Raw genomic sequence first — 20345 nt, forward strand, 5'->3', positions numbered from 1 at the left:
AAACTATTTAAACTTGTTTTAAATCGGCAACAACAAGTTTTGCTGTTTTTTTGCTTGCGCCAACTCCGCCTAATTTTTGCTCCAGAATGTCGTAATTCTTAAGTAGTTTTTCGCGATAATCAGGTTCTAATAATTTTTGCAATTCTTCTTTAATACGTTTGGTGTTACATTCACTCTGAATTAATTCGGTTACAACTTCCTGATCCATAATTAAATTGACAAGCGAAATGTATTTTAAAGTAATAATGCGTTTTGCAATTTGGTAAGAAATCGAACTTCCCTTATAACAAACTACTTCAGGAACTTTAAAAAGGGCAGTTTCCAGAGTTGCTGTTCCGGAAGTTACCAAAGCTGCCGTTGAAGAACGCAATAAATCATACGTTTTATTCGAAATAAATTTGATGTTTTTATTGCTGATAAATTGCTGGTAAAATTCATAATCCTGACTTGGGGCTCCGGCAATTACAAATTCATACTCTTGAAAATCATCTACTACGCTCAACATTACGCTCAACATTTTAGTGATTTCCTGTTTTCTGCTTCCGGGTAAAACCGCAATAATAGGTTTGTCGCCTAATTGATTTTCTTTTCTAAATATAGTTTCATCAAAAGCAGGCTGATTCTGAATAGCATCAATTAAAGGATGTCCAACAAAATCTACCGGATAATGATGTTTGTCTTCATAAAAACTTTTTTCAAAAGGCAAAATCACAAACATCTTATCGACATCTTCCTTAATTGCTTTAATTCGGTTTTCTTTCCATGCCCAGATTTGAGGAGAAATATAATAATGGGTTTTGTAATTTAAAGCTTTTGCCCATTTTGCAATACGCATATTAAACCCGGGATAATCGATAAAAATCAAAACATCAGGCTTAAATTCTAAAATATCTTTTTTGCAGATTTTGATGTTGCTTAAAATGGTTTTTAAATTAAAAATCACTTCTATAAAACCCATAAAAGCCAATTCGCGATAGTGTTTTACTAAAGTTCCTCCGGCTTTTTGCATTAAATCACCTCCCCAAAATCTAATATCAGCCTGAGGATCTTCCTCATAAATAGCTTTCATTAAATTTGAACCGTGTAAATCTCCGGAGGCTTCACCTGCGATTATGTAATATTTCATATGAATTATATTGAAAGTGTGTTTCGATTTTAAACACAACAATTTTTTTGCTTAGCAAAGATAAGATTTAAATAAATAAAGTTGAAATTGCCAGAACAATCACTGCCAAAATGATCCCTCTTGCCTTCATCTCTTCATTTCTTTTTAATAAAAGCCAAAAAACAGCCAGGTCTAGAACGGTACCTATAGTAATTACTTTTCCCATATATCCTTGTTGTTTTATCGTTTGAATTCCTGTTGAAATATCAAATCTTGTAAAAAAAGTAACGAAAAGATAACTCCCAAGTAAAGCAGTAAAAATCCCGATTATAAATCCAATAAGTAGGTCTTTTTTATTCATTTAAATTCCATGTATTAAGTTGTTGCATAGAATGATGCGCTGTTAAATCAAATTGCACAGGAACTACTGAGATATAGCCATTTTCTAAAGCCCACTCATCCGTATCTTCGCCCTGATCTTCGTTTGTGAATTTTCCGGTAAGCCAGTAATAATCTTTGCCATATGGAGTTTGTCGTTTGTCGAATTTCTGCGCGTAATAGGCTTTCGCCTGACGACAAATTTTTATTCCCTTGATTTCCTTTTCTTTTAATTTTGGAAAATTTACGTTTAAAACTACGCCTGGAGGTAATTTATTTTTCAGCGTTTCTAAGGTGATTCTTTTCACGAATGATTTTATTTGTTCAAAATCAGCATTCCAGTCAAAATCTAATAAGGAGAAACCAATCGCCTGGATTCCTTCTATTCCAGCTTCGACAGCAGCACTCATTGTGCCGGAATAAATTACATTTATAGAGGAGTTTGAACCGTGATTGATTCCGGAAACGCATAAATCCGGTTTTCGTTTTAAGATTTCATTTACCGCTAATTTCACACAATCAACAGGAGTTCCGGAGCAGCTGTATTCAGTAATTACATCTTCATCTTTTGAAATTTTATCAAGAAATAAAGTGTTGTTTATTGTAATAGCATGTCCCATGGCGCTTTGAGGTTTATCCGGAGCTACAACAATTACATCTCCAATTGTTTCCATAACGCTGATTAAAGCTCTGATTCCCGGCGCAAGAATTCCGTCATCATTGGTGACTAATATTAAAGGTTTTTCATTTTTCATTGCTGGGGATTTTATTCTGATTTGTCAAAATTAAAGCTTGTAAAAGCAAATGTAATAACAGATTTTGGTAGAATACTAACAAATAGATAAAAATTATAAACTAAATTCAAGAAGACTTTTAGGCGTCAAACATTTTTATATCTTTAACAAAAAATTATAGCGAACTTGGCAAGTCGACATTAATTTTACCGTTAACTTAGATTAAAAAATTTGATGAATGCTATTATTAAGTTTATGAAAAGAAATTATAAAATACTTATAGCCGTATTATGCTTGTCTTTAACCTTATTTGCTTTTAAAATTAATGCAGATAAGAGTGCTGATCCGGATCCGAATAGAGATAAAACGCTTTTAGAATTGCTTGCATTTGTTATTGAAAAAGGACATTATAGTCCGGCGGAAATAAACGATGAATTCTCAAAAGGAATTTTTAAAGATTATATTGATGCATTAGATCCTTCAAAAAGATTCTTTTTGCAGTCTGATATTGATGAATTTAAACAATATGAGCTGCAATTAGACGATCAGTTTTTGAATAAAGATTTGACATTTTTCAACCTTACTTATACAAGGTTGATGAAACGTATGGAAGAAAGTAAAAAACGTTATAAAACTATTTTAGCGCAGCCTTTCAACTATGATGTTGATGAAACATTTAATGCAGATTATGACAAATTGCCGTATGCAAAAAATGCAACAGAAATCAACGAAAGATGGAGAAAACAAATCAAATTATCTACACTTTCTTCGCTTGTAACCAAGCAAAAATTAGAAGAAGATAAAAAGAAAACAGATCCCGCTTATAAAGTAAAATCTTTTGAAACTTTAGAGAAAGAAACTCGTGATAGTTCGCTAAAATCTTTAGATGATAATTTTAGTTTGATTAAAGATCTGAATAAAGAAGATTGGTTTTCTGTATATGTAAACTCAATCATGACTCGTTTTGATCCGCATACAAGTTATTTTGCTCCGGAAGAAAAGGATCGTTTTGATGTTAATATCAGTGGAAAACTTGAAGGTATTGGAGCGAGATTAACTAAGAAAAATGATTTCACTCAAATAGATGAATTGATTTCCGGCGGACCGGCATGGAAAGGAAAACAATTGGAAGCTGGAGATTTAATTTTGAAAGTAGCACAAGGAAACGAAGAGCCAGTAGATGTTGTAGGAATGCGTTTAGACGATGTTGTGAAAAAAATTAAAGGTCACAAAGGAACTGAAGTAAAACTTACGGTTAAAAAAGTAGACGGTACAATTAAGGTAATTTCTATTATCAGAGATGTTGTTGAAATCGAAGAAACATATGCTAAGTCTAGTATTGTAGAAAGAAACGGATTGAAATACGGAGTAATTTACTTGCCTAAATTTTATATCGATTTTGAAAACAAAGATGGTCGCGATGCCGGAAAAGATATTGCTCTTGAAGTTGAAAGACTGAAAAAAGAAGATATCAATGGTATTGTCCTTGACGTTCGTGATGATGGAGGTGGATCTTTATCTACAGTAGTTGATATTGCAGGGTTATTTATTGAAGAAGGACCAATTGTTCAGGTAAAATCAGCAGGGAAAAAGAAAGAAGTTTTATACGATAAAGATAAAAAAATCGAGTGGGACGGTCCATTAGTAATTATGGTAAACAGTTTCTCCGCTTCGGCATCAGAGATTTTGGCTGCTGCAATTCAGGATTACAAACGTGGAGTTATCATTGGTAGTAAACAAACTTATGGTAAAGGAACGGTTCAAAATGTGCTGGATTTAAATCAATTTGTTCGTAATGCAAATTATGGTGATTTAGGTGCTTTGAAAATTACCGGACAAAAATTTTACAGAATCAATGGAGGTTCAACTCAGTTAGAAGGAGTTCATAGTGATGTGGTTATGCCGGATCGTTACGCTTACTTAAAAATGGGAGAACGTGATATTGACAATGCAATGCCTTGGGATAAAATTGATCCGGCAGATTACAGCACATGGAAATCTAATGAAAACTTCACTAAAGCAATTGAAAAAAGTAAAGGTAGAATTGCTGAAAATGCTCAATTCAAATTAATTGAAGACAATGCAAAATGGATTGATGTTAAAAACAAAGAGAATACTTATAGCTTAAATATTAATAGTTTCAAAGCTACTCAGGAACAAGTTGAAAATGAGGGTAAAAAATACAAACCAATTTCAGATTACAAAAATAACCTGGTTTTTAAATCTTTACCATACGAAGAACTTGAAATGAAAAGTGATGCGACTTTAAAAGAGAAAAGAGATGTTTGGCATCAGGCATTATCAAAAGATGTTTATGTTGAAGAAGCATTGAATGTTTTAGATGATTTACAATCTAAAAGTGGTGTTGTAAAAGGATCAGTTTCTCCTAAAATGAAAAAAGATAAATTAGTAAAATCTTAATTTTTATAGAATTAATTTGTTATTGAAATGCTCCAAAAAGTTCCCCTTTTTGGAGCATTTTTTTTGTAGTTTAGCGAATATAAATTATAAAAGATGAAGAATTTTATTGCGTTAATTGTTATAGGTTTTTTGTTGATTTCCTGTAAAAAAGAAAATAGCGGAAAAAATGAAATAATCGAAACTCAAAACGAAGCTTTTGTTTCAAATCAAAGTAGTAGTGATTCATTATATAATTACACTTATTTGCCTACATCCACAACGAAACAAATCGTAAAACATAAATATTATACACTTTCATATAATGAAAAATTTGAGCAGGCCGAATGGGTTGCTTATGAATTGAAGAAAGAGTATTTAAAAAATGCTAATTACAAACGCCCTTATTTTATTGAAGATCCAAAAGTCACAACCGGTTCTGCAGATTGGAGAAATTATAAAAAATCAGGATATGATAAAGGACATTTATGTCCTGCCGGAGATATGGAGTTTGATCAAGATGCTTATAATGATACATTTTACACCTCAAATATTTCGCCTCAAAATCATGATTTTAATAGCGGAATATGGAATAGATTAGAACAAAAAACGCGCTATTGGGCAAGTAAATACAATGACATTTATATTGTAACTGGCGGAATTTTGAAAGATTCGGACAAAAAAATAGGGACAGAAAAAGTGGCTGTCCCTAACTATTTTTATAAAATCATTTTGGCTAAAACGGGTAAAGGACATAAAGCAATTGCTTTTTTAGTACCAAACAATGATAGCGATAAATCACTTTATGATTTTGTAGTTTCAATTGAAACCTTAGAAAAAATGACCGGAATTGATTTTTTCCCGAATTTAAAAGGCTTGAAAAGTGATAAGGATTTTTAAGTTCATCTGACAAGTTTAAAAACTACTTTGTTTTTTTCGTGTTGAAGGTTATAAAGCTCAATAAAGCTAAGATCCAGACACCAATACCTCCGTAAAAAATTACTATTTCAAACCCGTGAGCAAGTGCGTTATGTACAATCATTCCTGAAGAATCTAATGTGGCTAGTTTAGGGAACTCCTGATTTAATGATGAAAAATTTCCTGCGGCTATTTTTTCTGCCATCGCATGTAATGTTATTTTATTTATTGTTCCGGAAAAAGAAGTATTTAAATAGGATGAAATGCCTTTTACAAGAATAAAACCCATTAAGGCAATATTAATAGACAAAGTGATGAGCCTTGCGCTCATGTCTATTCCAGAAGCCATACCGGAGCGACTTGGAGAGACTGAACCTGTGGTCGTATTAGTTACCGGCGTATTAGTTAAACCTAATCCTATTCCTGCTAATAAAGAACCGGGAAGCATCGTTAGCCAACTTGGATCTTTGGCGATAATCCCGTATCTCATGCCTATAAAACCAATTCCTATTATAAACAATCCTGCCGGAATTATAATTCCTGAACGATATTTATCTGAAAGTTGTTCTGCAAAAGGTGGAATGATCAAAGTGGGAAGTGTATATGCGAGTAAAGAAAGTCCTACTGCAACAACATCATATCCTAAACAACTTTGAAAATAAATAGGAAAATAAATTATAAAGGGCCAAAAGCTAAAATTCATTCCAATTGATCCAAAAATAGCACCTGAAAAATTACGAATTTTAAATACCGAAAAGTCAAACATGGGATATGAAGTTGTTTTTTCGATCCATAAAAACAGCATAAAACTTATTAATGTAATCGTTATACTGCTTAAAGCTATTGGACTCAAAAAACCTAGATTAGGTCCCTGGGTGATAAAATAAGTGAGTCCAAAAACAGCGAGACATAAAGTAATCATTCCCCAAATATCGATTTTTTTAGCATTAGGATCTTTCGACTCTTCGACATAGCCATAAACTAAAATTACGGCAATCAAAGCTAGCGGAACATGAATTAGAAATACCCATTTCCACGATAATATTGCTATGATTGATCCGCCTATAATGGGACCAAATCCCAAGCCAACACCAAGAATAACCCCCCAAATGCTAAAAGCGTTGCTGCGTTCTTTTCCTTCTTGAAATTGATGTGATAAAGTGGCAACTTGACAAATTAGCATTGCACCACCACTTATTCCTTGAAAGAAGCGACTCACAATCAGTAAAGCAACATTATTTGACAAACCACAAACTAAAGATGAGACGCCAAATAGAATTAAAGTTATAATCAGAATTCGTTTTCTCCCATATCGATCAGCCAGAGTTCCTGCTGCCATTAAAACAGTAGTGCAGCCTATTGTATAAATATTCATGATCCATTGCATATCGTTAAGATTTGCGTTTAATACTTTTTCCAGTGTTGGGAGTATAACAGGAACACTTGAAATTTCTAGAGAGAACATTAATGTTGCCAGACATATAGCGATTAAAACGATGTTATTTTTGCTGGAATAAAATTTTTGTTTCATTTTTTATTATATTTTTTAGCAAAAATAAACTGAATAATACTCATTTTTCGGTACAATTAAATGATAAAAAAGTACTTTTGTGATATGAGAAAAGAAAACATGCATCAATCAGTAGAGGTACTTTATAAAAAGGTAGACGAATGCCCAATTGTAAATTCACAGTTGAGTTTTTTTCAGATGGTGTATGTTCTTTCGGGAAATGGATTTCTCCATATTAATGGAAATGCAATTAATTATCAAACAGGAAATCTAATGTTACTGACTCCAAATGATTACCATACTTTTGATATTGTAAACACAACAGAGTTTTTGCTGGTTAAGATTAATAGTGAATATGTAAAGGAATACAAATCAAAAAGTATTGATCACATAGGGTGCTTGTTACATTATGCGACGCATTTATCAGGATGTATTTTGAAACGAAAGGCAGATGAATTCCTGGTAAAATCAATAGCAGAATCCTTGATACATTCTATAGATAATACTGATATTTATGATGAAGATTTAACTACTCATTATGTAAATGCCCTTATTGTAATTGCTGCAAGAAATATTGCCAAAATAAAGCCATCAGGTGTTAAGGAAAGTGCAGATAAAAGAATCCTTGAAATCATTAATTATATACAGGCAAATATTTTTGTTCCTCAAAAATTGAAAGCTGCGGTTATAGCAGAGAAGTTTGATATTTCTGATACTTATTTAGGAAGTTATTTTAAAACTCATTGTGGAGAAACTATTCAGTCTTTTATCGCAAATTATAAAATTCGGTTGATAGAACATCGCTTGAGTTTTAGTGATATGAGAATTAATGAGATTGTAGCTGAATTTGGTTTTTCTGACGAAAGTCATCTCAATAAGTTTTTTAAGAAACATAGAAATATTAGTCTGACAGCATATAGAAAGTCGAAAATTTTACTGAATTAATTTTAAATATAATTAGTGCAGATTAATTATAAAAAAAGCCGAAGATTTCTCTTCGGCTTTTGTATTTATTTGAGTTTGCGACTTAAAAAGCTGTCAAAGCTTTTAATTCCGCAATAGTCTGAGTTGGGTTTTCGGCTTTAAAAACAAAGCTTCCTGCAACTAAAACATCTGCTCCGGCTTCTACTAATTGCTTTGCATTTTTACTGGTTACGCCACCGTCAATTTCAATAATTGTTGAAGCATTTTTACGAGTAATTAAAGCTTTTAACTTCTTTACTTTATCATAAGTATTTTCTATAAATGATTGTCCTCCAAAACCTGGATTTACACTCATGATACAAACCAAGTCAATATCATTTATAACATCTTCTAACAAATCAATATTAGTATGGGGATTGATGGCAACTCCAGCTTTCATTCCTTCGGCTTTTATTGCCTGAAGTGTTCTGTGAAGATGAGTACAAGCTTCATAATGAACGCTTAAAATATTTGCGCCTAAATCTGCAAAAGTTTTAATGTATCGATCCGGATCAACAATCATTAAATGCACATCAATTGTTTTCTTGGCATGTCTTGAAATCGCTTCTAAAACGGGCATTCCAAATGATATATTCGGCACAAAAACGCCATCCATAATATCAATATGAAACCAATCAGCCTGACTGTTATTGATCATTTCGATATCACGCTGTAAATTCGCAAAATCAGCTGCAAGAACAGAAGGTGCAATAAGTGTATTCTTCATTGTGTTGTAGTTGTGTGTTGTTATTTTGTTTGCAAAGGTAATTTTTTTAACCGCAAAGTTCGCAAGCATTTTTAGCAAATTTCTACGTCATCAGATTTAACCGCAGAACCTGCAAAGATTTATGCAGAGTTCACAAAGGATTTAGAGATAATTTTTAACAAAATTTAAAGCTCACAAAGCTTTGCGGACTTTATCTTTTTACCATCTTCAAAAGAAAAAAAGCTTTGTGCTCTTTGCGTTAAAAATAACGATTCAATAAAAAATAAAAAACTCCGGTAATCAGCCGGAGTTTCAATCATCAATCAAAAAACGAACAGTCAATCAAACTGTTGTTTACTATAAAATTCCAAATATTGTAGTTTTCGAATAAAATTCCAAATCCCAATATAAAAGTTGGAATTTGGAATTTAAAATATTGGAATTTATTTTTTAAATATTATCCTAAATACGTTTTAAGAATTTTACTTCTTGAAGTATGTTTTAATCTACGGATTGCTTTTTCTTTAATCTGACGAACACGCTCACGAGTTAGGTCGAAAGTTTCTCCAATTTCTTCTAAAGTCATTGGATGTTGATCTCCAAGGCCAAAATACAAACGAACAACATCTGCTTCTCTTGGAGTCAATGTTTCTAATGAACGCTCAATTTCGGTACGTAATGATTCGTGAATTAACTCTCTGTCTGGGTTTGGAGATTCTCCAGAACGTAAAACGTCATAAAGGTTAGAATCTTCTCCTTCAACAAGTGGAGCATCCATAGATAAATGACGACCAGAGTTTTTCATGGACTCTTTTACATCATTTACAGTCATATCAAGTTCTTTTGCAATTTCTTCAGCAGAAGGTGGACGCTCGTTAGATTGCTCTAATAAAGCATACATTTTGTTGATTTTATTGATAGAACCAATTTTGTTTAATGGTAAACGAACAATACGTGATTGTTCAGCCAAAGCCTGAAGAATCGATTGACGAATCCACCATACAGCGTAAGAAATGAATTTGAAACCACGAGTTTCATCAAAACGTTGAGCCGCTTTAATTAAACCTAAGTTTCCTTCATTAATTAAATCCGGAAGAGTTAATCCTTGATTTTGATATTGTTTAGCAACCGATACAACGAAACGTAGGTTGGCTTTTGTTAATTTTTCTAAAGCTTTTTGATCACCAGCCTTTATTCTTTGTGCTAATTCTACCTCTTCATCAGCGGTAATTAGGTCAACTTTTCCAATTTCTTGTAGGTATTTGTCTAACGATGCAGTTTCACGATTTGTTACCTGCTTGGTGATTTTAAGTTGTCTCATGTTTTTTGTCTCCTCAATTTTTAAGTGTACAAGTAGTTATACGTAAAGAGATGTGAAAAGGTTACAATTTTTTAGAAAAAAGTTTTATTTTATTAAAATTTAATTCAGGTTTGAGTCTTTTATATCTATAATCTCTTTAATAAAAACTGCTTTTCCATTAGCCGAAAACCCTTCTAAGATTATTTCGTATTTACCTGAAACATCTGATGCGTAGAATTTTAAGTCAGATTCCGGATTGTTTAAATCAACTTTTGGCAACCATAATAACTGATGTCTGTAATCAGGAATTCTTTCGTTTTTATTATTTGCATAATCAGGCTGAAAATATTCTTTTTTTGACTGAGGTTTTAAAAGTTCAGGTCTTAAAATAAAATTTCCTTTAAGTTTAGTCTCATAATCTCCGTTTTTCGTAGTAAAAGCAACTATGCCATTAAAAGATTTTGCGCCATAATAGTAAATTCCTTTTACAACATTAATTTTATGAATGTTTTTAGGACTATAAGCAAAAAGTTCCTTTAGATCTTCAATAATTAATCCATCAACTACAATTAGAGCAGGTAATTCAGATTCATAATTGGGATCGTAATCGTAAACGTGTATCGAATAATTATTTTTGTTTTTGGCAAAAACAACCCCCTTTACAACCTCCGTAATAGTTTCTTCCATAGTTGGGAATCTTGTAAAAAGGTCTAATTTAAATTCCGTCGACAATTTATTATAAAACGGAACTGTATCGGTAGAAGCCAGTATGCTATCTTTTTTGATACTGTAATAAGCATTTTCTATTTGGCTTGAAATTAATCTTTCAGATATATTTTGCTTAAATTCTGAATTGAATTGAAGGCTTGGAAATGTCAAATTTGAGAAATCAATATTTTTTGTTTTGTCAATTTCAATAGAATAATCCTGTTTGTTGTCCTCAATAATCTGAACAACTATATTTGATCCTGAATTTGATTTTTCTAAATTGAAAATAAATTTACCCTCAGCATCTGTTTTAGTTAATTTTAAAATATTATTTTTTCCAACAATAGAAAGTGCAATTTTTTTATTTTTTACTTCTGCGCTGGTAGCGGATATTTTTCCCGAAATTATTTCACCACGTAATTCTGGTAAACTAAATTCTGTATTATTTATATCGGTTGTAGAATTTCTATTTGTCTTAAGGTCGTTAAAATTAGTTTTCTTCTGAGATAAAAAACCATCTGCTTTTCTTACCGAAACACTATAATTACCTTGCTTGAATTCTTCAGAAGTTGTAGTGATTTTAAAGTGGATTAAATCTCTATTTGAGTATGTTTTGCTTTTTAAATCAAAAGAAATATTTTCATTGGTTATATTTTCTGATGGGTTTGATTCCTTTTGAGAAATGATATTAGTTGATTTTTCTTTATATGGATTTACAATATAAATGTCCAGATCAAAATATTCGACAGCTTTTTTGTTCAGCATCCAGTTTGTGTATCCAATTAATTTATAGTTTCCGGTTTCTAAAGTAGTCGGAATAAAATAATCACTATTAGCAGTGCCGTTTTCAAGAAATAATTTATGAACAAAAACGGTTTTTTTATTACTGTCAACAAGTTGCAGATAAGCAATTTTACTATATTTTGACGCGATATTTGTTGATTTTTCAATGCAGAAAATCTTGTACAATAAAGTTTCTCCCGTTAAAAATGAATTAGCATTTGTACTGATATAAATTGACTCATTTAGTTTTTTGTCTATTTCATCCAGTTCACTTGCAGTATTGTTTTTTTGAGCAAACGAAATTTGCTGAAAACTAACTATAAAAGCTATAAGTACTATATGTATTAATCTATCCAAAATGATGGTTTTATATTTGATGAAAATGAAGTGCAATCTCCGCATTCTACCGGATAAAGGATATATGATGTGGGAAATTCTGTTGGAAAATAAACTTTAATACCGCTTTGTAAAAGATTTAATATCTGATCGCCTTGACAATCAGGGTTTGTTTTGCTGAAACAATATGTAAAGATATAATCGCTACTTTCGCTTTCAGGAATTGGTGCGGGACAATCATATTGATATTTAGGAGAAGGTTGTCCAGGAAGTAAATCAGTGAAATTGAAAAATAATCTTTTTTCAGAATAAGAAGATACGCCAAAGTAACCAATTACTTTTTCTCCCGGATTATCAACGGGTTGTATGTTTCCGTAAAAGAAACCGGGCTGTGTCTGAGATAATAGACTTCCTGAATTTGATATTTCTTTTAAAGTATTGTAAAAGGTATTAGCAGCAAGACTTTGAACATATTGTTTTACTAATATGCTGTATCTGTTTCTAATTATTGGGTCTTTACTTGAACGGAACCTAACAGGGAAATTGACTACTTTATCTTCAGACATATCATTTGTACTGGTCAAAAGTAATTCGTTAGATTTTTGACTTAAATAACAAACCCGGGCTTCTTGTGTTCTGGGTACAAAAGTAACTTTTCCTTTTGGGAATGAACCTGGCGCAAATAATTCAACGACAGCTTTTTCATTAAGCCATTTAGGAGCGACTACCTTATATGTTTCTTCATACTCATATCGATAGTATTTAGATTTATTAGTAGGATCTGTGCTATTTACGGTAATTTCGACACCAAGCTGACCATCTTTAGTAATTGCTGTAGCATTTAAACTCTCAATTTCAGTTTGCTGCGGCAATGTTTCTGTACTTGAAATGTATGATCTTCCATCTTTTGTAAGTACATGCAATTGATAGTGCCTGTCTGGATTTGCCTGAAAAGTATTAACAGATTTATAAGATTCGTCACTTTGGTCAAATTCATATTTATTGCCTAAATCATCCGTTATGTAAACAACAGCTTCGGTTTCAAATTTTGATTTATTTTCCTCCAGTTTATACGATCTTGAAATTTTTACTTCCTGATTTTTAATTTCATTCGTTATCGTTGCTTCTATTACAATAACATCTTCATATCCATTTGTTTGATAGGAGTAAGGAGTTGTACAGCCCAATACCGATACAAGAATTATTGTTATCAGAAATCTAATTAAAAAGATTTTTTTCATAACGATTAAAATTTAAAATTATAAGTAATAGTTGGTATTGGTACTGCAAAAATAGAAGTCTGATAAGCTTTTACCTGACCGTCTTTTGTCACAAAAAAGATAGAATAAGGATTGTTTCGTCCTAATACATTATAAACCGATATATTCCAGAAACTATGCGCTAACTTTTTTATTTTGTGATTTCCTTCAATATTTAATCCAATATCCAGTCTGTAATAATCAGGTATTCTAAATTTATTTCGATCACTATAAAGCGTGTATTCTGCGCCATTATAAGAGTATTTGCCTATAGGATAAGTAATTGGTCTTCCGGTTTGATAAACAAAATTAGAAGAAAAACTATAACGATGAGTGAATTTATAGTTCATTACAATACTCAAATCATGAGGTTTGTCAAAATTAGTTGGGAAATAGGCTCCGTTATTTACTTTTTCATCATTAAACTGACTGTCTAATTTGATAAATGTTCTTGAATATGTGTATCCAATCCAGCCATTAAGCCTTCCCATTGATTTTTTTAATAAAAATTCAATTCCATAAGCTTTTCCATCACCCTGAAGTATTTCTGTCTCTAAATTTTCATTTAAAAGGATGTTTGCCCCAACCTTGTAATCAAGAATATTTTTAGATGTTTTGTAGTAACCTTCAAGACTTAGTTCCAGATCATTGTATTCCAGTTTTTTGAAAATACCTAACGAATACTGTAAGCCGCTTTCCGGCTTCACATTTATATCAGATAATTTCCAGGTATCAGTTGGAGATTGCGTCGTGTTATTTGTGAGTAAATGAATATATTGATAATTTTTATCAAAGCCTGCTTTTACAAATAAACTTTCATCAAAAATATAACGTAAAGCTATTCTGGGTTCAAAACCTCCGGACGAATTTATAACTTCATTATTTGTGTATACTTTTTCTTCAGTAACCGTTGATGGAGTTTTAGGCACACCATCTTCATAGATTTTTTGAGTCGAAGGTCCAAGTGCTAAATAGTATGAATATCGGGCACCAATATCTAACAATAATTTTTCTGAAATTTTGAATTTATCCGAAAAAAACACAGCAGATTCTAATCCTTTTTCATCCTCAATTTTGACGGGAGTAATTAATGAAGAATCTCCGTTTGGAGATAATTCTCCCGGATTAACTTTGTATAATTTACTTGCGATTCCGTAAGTGAATCTGTGTTTACTGTTAAATTCACTATTGAATTTTAAACTTGCCTGAGTTTCATTTATCTTATATTTTAAAAGAAAGGATTCAGGATTAGCAGATTCATAATCAATGCTGAATTTATATTCACTGTTTGTGACATTCAATTCGCTGTTGTTTTTTTCGTTAAACGAATGCTTCCATTTTAATGAAACAAGACTATTGCTGTATCTGTACAAAGAATCCGGAGTTATAGTGTACTTGTCTTTGCTATAATATCCTGTGGCTTCAACTGAATTGTTCTTGTTTATTTTATGATTGTATTTGGCGAATAAATCATAAAAAGAAGCTTGGCTATTTTTCAGGTTTTCATCATCTAGTGATTTTAAAATCCAATCAGAATAAGTTGCTCTTCCGCCAACTAATAAGCTTGCTTTTCCTTTCACCACAGGAATCGAAGCCGTAAGATTACTTGTTACGGGACCAATACCTCCTTCGCCTGAAAATTTCTCCGTGTTTCCGTTTTTAGAAGTGATATCAAAAACAGAGGATAATCTACCGCCAAATTCTGATGGGATTCCGCCTTTGTAAATGTCAACTTTGTTTATGGTGTAAGGATTAAGTGAAGAGAAAAATCCAAAGAGATGCGCAGGATTATATATCGTTCCATTATCCAGTAACATTAAGTTTTGATCTTCTTTTCCTCCTCTTACATTAAATCCTGATGAACCTTCTCCGGCAGTTTTTATTCCCGGAATAGTTAAGGCAATTTTTAAAACATCTCTTTCTCCAAGAACTAGCGGAATATTTTTTATGCCTTCGGCTTCAATTGTAGTAACGCCGGTTATTGCAGTTCTAATGTTTTGGCTGTTTTTTCCTTTTACCAAAACTTCATTTAATTGATTTATTTTTTCAATTATCGAAAAATCTAAAGTACCGTTACTGTAGATCATTATTTTTCGGGAAGTATTGTTGTACAACAGCGATTCAATTTCAATCGTCGCCAGTCCTACAGGAAGTTTTACACTATAAAATCCTTCTTTGTTTGTGATAGTTATGATTGCAGTGTTTTTGACTTTTACAGTTATATCTGCCAAAGATTTTTCGTCTTTAAGATCTGTTATATGACCGGAAAGTGTGTAAAATTCAGTTTCAGAATCTATAGTTTCCTTGCCAATTAGTGCAATTGGATCTGCTTTTTCTGTCTTGTTTTTTTTAACCGAATCGTATTGTTGAAAAAAGATTGGAATATTATTGTCTTTCGATTTGTTATTTTGGAACTTATCGTAAATAATACTATTCTTCGTTAAGATAATTTTGTTTTTATTGATATAAAAATTAAGCTCGGTATCTGCAAAAACTTTGCTTAAAATTTCCTCTATAGTTTTGTTTGTATAGTCGCCGTATACTAAAACATTCTTGTCAAACCAATTATCCTGAAAATAAAACCTGTAGTTAGTAGAGGCTTCTATTTTTTTTAAAACATCGATCCTGTTTATATTACTGTAACTAACAGTAATGTTGCTTTTTTGATCTTGTGAATAGAGGAATTGATTAAAACCGAAAAATAATAAAAAGATGATAAATATTCTCATTGTAATAATTTCTACTGATTTTAATTATTGATATATTTTAATAGATTCTTGGTAAATAGTGCGAGATTTTCACTCTTTAAGTCTCTATGCAAAAGGTAGAAATCGTTTATTTTTCTTTTATTATTGGGGAATAATGCCAGGATTTCTTTTTTATTATTAACAGAGGAATATTTGTTGTCTTTTAGTAAAACGAATTCATATTTGGGAATAAATTCAACTAAATCAATTTCATCTTTATTGATTTTTTTCTTCTCTTTATAATATTTAACAAAGACCGTTATATCGTTTCCTATTAAAACTTCTTCATAATATCCTTTTTTGAAATTAGGAATATTTAGGGTTTCCAGTTTAATGAATTTTTCATTTCCTATTTTAAAATAGTTCACATTCTCTTTAATGATATTAATTTTTGTCGTGTTTGATTCTCCATAAGGTTTTAGAACAATTTCATCATTATAAGTATCATAATTTAACAATAGGTCAAAATAATCCTGCCCATTATAATTAATACTTCCTTTTTTAAAGTTTTCAGAAATGTAATAGCGATTATTATTGTTAACTGTTTTGTCAAAATTTAGATGTGCAGGTCCATTTTCAAAATCTAATGATTCTACACCAAGATTTTTATCAAACCAATTGTACACAGAGATTTCATTGCTGCTTTGAGAGTAAGCAGTGTAAAAATTTAAGAATATTCCAATTAGAACAAAGTAAAGAGGCTTTTTTTGAATTTTTTTCAAAGGATTGGTTTATTTGAATGTTTTTGGTTAAAGCATTTCAAAAATATCAAAAAAATGTTAATAAGCGGGTTAATATTATCAATAAGTGTTATTTTTTTGTTTTTAGTGGGTTTCAAACTGATAAATTTTGAATTAAATAAAAAAACACCCCGCTTAAAAAAGATAAAGCTGAAGTGTTTTTATTGAAAAAGGGCAAACTTTATTTTATTCGGATGAATCGTCATATACATCAAGCATATCATCGAATATTTTTTTGAGAGATTTTATGTAAAGAGGAAATGCAATAATTAATAAGAAGTATTCTTTTCGTAGAATAGTTACGTCGTCTAAAATTTCATATAAACTCGGAATAATTAATGCTAAAGAAACAACAATTCCAACCCAGGGATTATTTTTTATTTTTTTTAGAATAGATAAAATTTTCATTTCTGGTTGTTTAATTAGTGCGATTCTCATTTATGTATATTTAGATTTTTGGGGTTTCTGAGTATAAAAGTAATTTTGATTTATTAATTTGAAATTAAAAATGTCACGAAAGCCATTTTACTTGTCATGAAATAGTTAAGACTTTATGAAGTGATAAATATCGTGTAAACAAAAAATCCTCTCAGAATACTGAAAGGATTTGTATGATTGAATTTTCGATTTAATTTTTATGACAGAATGTTCATTTTTTTTAGAAAATCTTTATAAGTGTCGCTTAAGTTAATTTTATGATCTCCTTTTAAGATAATAAGATTATCTGCCAGAATAATTTCTTCAATTTTATCAGTATTCACAATCGTATTTCGATGTGTTTTGACAAATTTATTTTTATCCAATAAATTACTGATTTTGGTCAGAGAGATTTGAATGACAAATTTTTCTTTTTCGGTAATGATATTGCAATAACGTTCTTCGACTTCAATATATAGGATTTCGTTTAAAGCTACTTTCTTTAATGAGTTTTTTTTCTTTATAAATAAATAATCGTTGCTAATCACGGTGTCTTGTTCCTCGCTCATAAAAACATTTGTTTGCGCATAGAATTTTTCGACAGCCATTTCGATAGCATACAAAATTTCAAGTTCGTTAAAAGGTTTCATTAAAAAGCTAAAAGGCTTTGTGAGTTTAGCCCTTTCAAAAATTTGGCGATCTTGTGAACTCGTCAAAAAAACAAATGGTTTAGATGAATTTGGAATAATATTGATAGTTTCTGCAAAAGTAATTCCGTCTGGTTTTCCGTCCAGAAAAACATCAATAATAATAATTTCGACTGTACTTTCATAAAAAAGTTTTAGTGCGTCTGCGAAGTTTGTAGCAACTCCTGTAACAGTATAATTATTTTCAGTCAGGACTTTGATAAGTGCATCACTTTGTTCGGGAGTGTCTTCTATAATTAAAACGTTAATATTATCCATTGGTTCTTGTTTTTGGAAAAGTTAATATCATTTTAGTTCCCTTATTTAGTTCACTTTCTATAGCTATTGTTCCGCTATTTTTTTTGATCATTTGTTTGCACAATTGCATACCTAAACCCGTTCCTATAATTTCAGAGTTATTTTTTTTGGCTAATATTTCTCCCTCTTGCAGTAGTTCTTTAATAGTATTTTCATTCATTCCAATTCCGTTATCATGAATAATAAGTTCACAAAAATCAGGATCAGTTTCCTGGGTATAGAAATTTACGGTTCCATTTTCATCAGAAAATTTAATAGCATTATCCAATAAATTCCGAAGAATAATTTTTAAGGAATCCAGATCAACGAAGATGAAAATATTTTTAGAAACCGAATTTTCAAAAGTAATAGCTTTATCGAGAATTAAAGGCTTGTAATTGTATTCAATTTGCTGTATTACAGAATATAAATGTACTGATTCTTTATGAAAGTACAATTGTTTGGTTTGAAGCATCGCCCAATGCAGTAAATTATCTAACAAACTGTAGGCGCCATTTGCAATAGTACTGTTTTGAATAATAAGCTGATTTAATTCATCATAATTTTTAGTTTCCAGCGTAGCAGATAATTTTGCATTACTCGTTTTTAAGGCATTTACAGATGATCTTAAATCATGACTTACAATCGAGAATAATTGATCTTTAGTGGCGTTAAGTTCATCAAGTTTGTTTTTTTGTAATACGATAATTTTAGTGTTCTTTACTTTTTGACCGTAGAGATAAACCCCTCCAGTTAAAATTAATAATAAACCTATGGCTGCAAAAAAGAAACCATTGCGTTGTGTGTTTTTAAGTTTGTTCTCAACTTCGAGTACTTTGATTTGTTTTTGCTTTTGCGCTACAGCAAATTTTTTCTCATAATCAGCAACTGCCCATATTTTATTTTGATTGTTTAAAGAATCTTTCCAATCTTCTGCTTCTTTTCTGTAAGCAAGAGCTTTTTTGTAATTACTTCTATTTTCTTCTACAACAGCCATGTTGAAGGCTGCAGTTTGTTTTAAGTCAAAATCTTTTATGTTTTTTGATAAGGTGTATGCTTTTTTAAAATAGTAGATAGCCTGTTTGTCTTTATATTGTTCGTAATAGAGGCCTGCAATATTGATATTAGATCGAATTACACTTTTCGTAATCTGTTTCGGATTTAAAAGAGCATCTTTTTTAAAATAAAATTCCGCCTTAGAAAATTGATTCAAATGTAAGTAGCAGATCCCTATATTTGTATATAAGCCGGCTATTTCACTTTCGTCTTTATGATTTAAGATTTCGGTTTCAGCCTTCAAAAAATAAAGAATTGCTTTTTTAAATTTTTTTTCAAAATGAAACAAATGTCCAATGTTATAATCTACAAGATAATAATATTGGAATGATTTGTTTATTAAGTCAAATTCAATGAGTGCTTCTGTGTAAAGGCTTTTCTTTTTTAATGAAAAGCCTCTAAAATAATGACAGTATTCTTTTATTTCTAAATCAGAATTAGAGTTTAATTGCTTCATGGAATATACTAATGTAGAGTCCCATTCTTCTTTTAAGAAAAAATATTGTGCTTTTTTAAAATTAATTTCACTTTTATAGGATTGTGCTTTTTTTTGAATAGCAATACTAAAATAATCTGAACCTTTTTCTTGTTGTGAGAGAGCTATTGAAGGTAAAAAAACAAATAATAAAAGAAAGTTATGTATTTTTTGAATCATTATTGGCTTTTTGTAATTACTAAAGCTAATTGTATAAATGATTTATGAATTGTAGACTTAATAATCATTAAATATTTATCACAAAACGATAATCATAAATAAAAAAAGTATAATCTATAAATCTAGCACAGCATTTAATTTAGGATTAATCTGCAGAACTTGTTTTTGTTCCTCTAGACAATTTCGGATCTTCTCCATCTCCACCGCCTAAAACAGGAATTGTATATTGTAAGTAAGAGATGACTTCTTTGATGTTTCCAACGGTATCAGAGGTATAATCTGTTTCTATGTAATAAACATCATAAGTGTCCGGAGAAACCTTGTCCCATACATAGTCAAAATAGATTGTGAAAGTACCATCTTTTTCTGTTGCTGTCTCCACTGTCGGTTTTTCTGATTCTACAGCATTAATGTATAATGTAGCACAGATTTTTAAGATTTGTACTCCTTCTTTAGTATAATAAAAGTTTGCCGAAGCTAAGGGAGGAATGGGGAAAGTTAGATTCTGTACGTCTTTAAATCTAAAATCTTCGCAGTTAATTTTTTTTGTTTGAACAACTTTCAATGTCATAATAGGGTTTTTAGGGTTAATACGTTATTTTTGGTGGGATAAAGTTATTTTTTTTCTTTGAATAAAGGGTAAAATTGAT

17 protein-coding genes are annotated in these 20345 nt (G+C 30.8%); 3 read left to right on the forward strand and 14 right to left on the reverse strand.

Features of this window, described 5'->3' with window-relative positions; all coding sequences use genetic code 11:
• Positions 1-7: 7 nt before the first annotated feature.
• From lpxB to surE, 3 genes are all read right to left on the reverse strand, one after another.
• Positions 8-1126: a lipid-A-disaccharide synthase gene (lpxB, locus tag KHA90_RS02195; protein WP_213294623.1), complete on the reverse strand. Its 1119-nt coding sequence runs from the start codon at positions 1124-1126 to the stop codon at positions 8-10.
• Between the two features lie 67 nt (positions 1127-1193).
• Positions 1194-1466, reverse strand: coding sequence for a hypothetical protein (locus KHA90_RS02200; protein WP_213294625.1), 273 nt, complete (start codon positions 1464-1466; stop codon positions 1194-1196).
• Positions 1459-2238 (reverse strand): 5'/3'-nucleotidase SurE, encoded by a 780-nt coding sequence (surE, locus tag KHA90_RS02205; protein ID WP_213294626.1) that lies wholly within the window; start codon positions 2236-2238, stop codon positions 1459-1461. Before surE ends, KHA90_RS02200 begins: the two co-directional genes overlap by 8 nt.
• 213 nt (positions 2239-2451) lie before the next feature.
• Between surE and KHA90_RS02210 the strand changes: the two genes are divergently transcribed.
• Together KHA90_RS02210 and KHA90_RS02215 are read left to right on the forward strand one after the other, a co-directional pair.
• Positions 2452-4638 carry a carboxy terminal-processing peptidase gene (locus KHA90_RS02210; RefSeq protein WP_213294629.1) on the forward strand — a complete coding sequence of 729 codons (2187 nt, stop codon included), beginning with the start codon at positions 2452-2454 and terminating at the stop codon, positions 4636-4638.
• Positions 4639-4731: 93 nt separating this feature from the next.
• Positions 4732-5514 carry a DNA/RNA non-specific endonuclease gene (locus KHA90_RS02215; RefSeq protein ID WP_213294632.1) on the forward strand — a complete coding sequence of 261 codons (783 nt, stop codon included), beginning with the start codon at positions 4732-4734 and terminating at the stop codon, positions 5512-5514.
• 22 nt (positions 5515-5536) lie between these two features.
• On the opposite strand, the gene KHA90_RS02220 is transcribed toward KHA90_RS02215, so the two are convergent.
• Entirely contained in the window at positions 5537-7063 is a 1527-nt protein-coding gene (locus tag KHA90_RS02220; RefSeq protein WP_213294635.1) for an MFS transporter, read from the reverse strand.
• 84 nt (positions 7064-7147) lie between these two features.
• Here KHA90_RS02220 and KHA90_RS02225 point away from each other — a divergent pair, with 84 nt between their 5' ends.
• The gene (locus tag KHA90_RS02225) at positions 7148-7987 is read left to right on the forward strand and encodes an AraC family transcriptional regulator (RefSeq protein WP_213294638.1); all 840 of its coding nucleotides are present in this window, start codon (positions 7148-7150) and stop codon (positions 7985-7987) included.
• A gap of 82 nt (positions 7988-8069) precedes the next feature.
• On the opposite strand, the gene rpe is transcribed toward KHA90_RS02225, so the two are convergent.
• From rpe to KHA90_RS02275, 10 genes are all read right to left on the reverse strand, one after another.
• A complete protein-coding gene (rpe, locus tag KHA90_RS02230) occupies positions 8070-8732 on the reverse strand; it encodes a ribulose-phosphate 3-epimerase (protein WP_213294640.1) in 663 nt (220 codons plus the stop codon).
• Positions 8733-9168: 436 nt separating this feature from the next.
• Positions 9169-10032: a sigma-70 family RNA polymerase sigma factor gene (locus KHA90_RS02235; RefSeq protein WP_140508168.1), complete on the reverse strand. Its 864-nt coding sequence runs from the start codon at positions 10030-10032 to the stop codon at positions 9169-9171.
• 99 nt (positions 10033-10131) lie between these two features.
• Positions 10132-11859 carry a hypothetical protein gene (locus KHA90_RS02240; protein ID WP_213294643.1) on the reverse strand — a complete coding sequence of 576 codons (1728 nt, stop codon included), beginning with the start codon at positions 11857-11859 and terminating at the stop codon, positions 10132-10134.
• Complete coding sequence (locus KHA90_RS02245) at positions 11847-13079, reverse strand: DUF4249 domain-containing protein (protein ID WP_213294646.1); 1233 nt, start codon at positions 13077-13079, stop codon at positions 11847-11849. Before KHA90_RS02245 ends, KHA90_RS02240 begins: the two co-directional genes overlap by 13 nt.
• A 5-nt stretch (positions 13080-13084) precedes the next feature.
• On the reverse strand, positions 13085-15826 hold the full coding sequence (locus tag KHA90_RS02250; RefSeq protein ID WP_213294649.1) for a TonB-dependent receptor: 2742 nt from the start codon (positions 15824-15826) through the stop codon (positions 13085-13087).
• 20 nt (positions 15827-15846) lie between these two features.
• A complete protein-coding gene (locus KHA90_RS02255) occupies positions 15847-16566 on the reverse strand; it encodes a hypothetical protein (RefSeq protein WP_213294651.1) in 720 nt (239 codons plus the stop codon).
• A gap of 204 nt (positions 16567-16770) precedes the next feature.
• The gene (locus KHA90_RS02260) at positions 16771-17022 is read right to left on the reverse strand and encodes a hypothetical protein (protein ID WP_213294653.1); all 252 of its coding nucleotides are present in this window, start codon (positions 17020-17022) and stop codon (positions 16771-16773) included.
• A gap of 197 nt (positions 17023-17219) precedes the next feature.
• Entirely contained in the window at positions 17220-17966 is a 747-nt protein-coding gene (locus KHA90_RS02265; RefSeq protein ID WP_213294655.1) for a LytR/AlgR family response regulator transcription factor, read from the reverse strand.
• Positions 17959-19695, reverse strand: a complete 1737-nt coding sequence (locus tag KHA90_RS02270) for an ATP-binding protein (protein WP_213294657.1) — start codon at positions 19693-19695, stop codon at positions 17959-17961. Before KHA90_RS02270 ends, KHA90_RS02265 begins: the two co-directional genes overlap by 8 nt.
• 145 nt (positions 19696-19840) lie before the next feature.
• On the reverse strand, positions 19841-20266 hold the full coding sequence (locus tag KHA90_RS02275) for a hypothetical protein (RefSeq protein ID WP_213294659.1): 426 nt from the start codon (positions 20264-20266) through the stop codon (positions 19841-19843).
• Positions 20267-20345: the final 79 nt, after the last annotated feature.

Source organism: Flavobacterium psychroterrae (assembly GCF_018380615.1).
Taxonomy (GTDB): Bacteria; Bacteroidota; Bacteroidia; order Flavobacteriales; family Flavobacteriaceae; genus Flavobacterium; species Flavobacterium psychroterrae.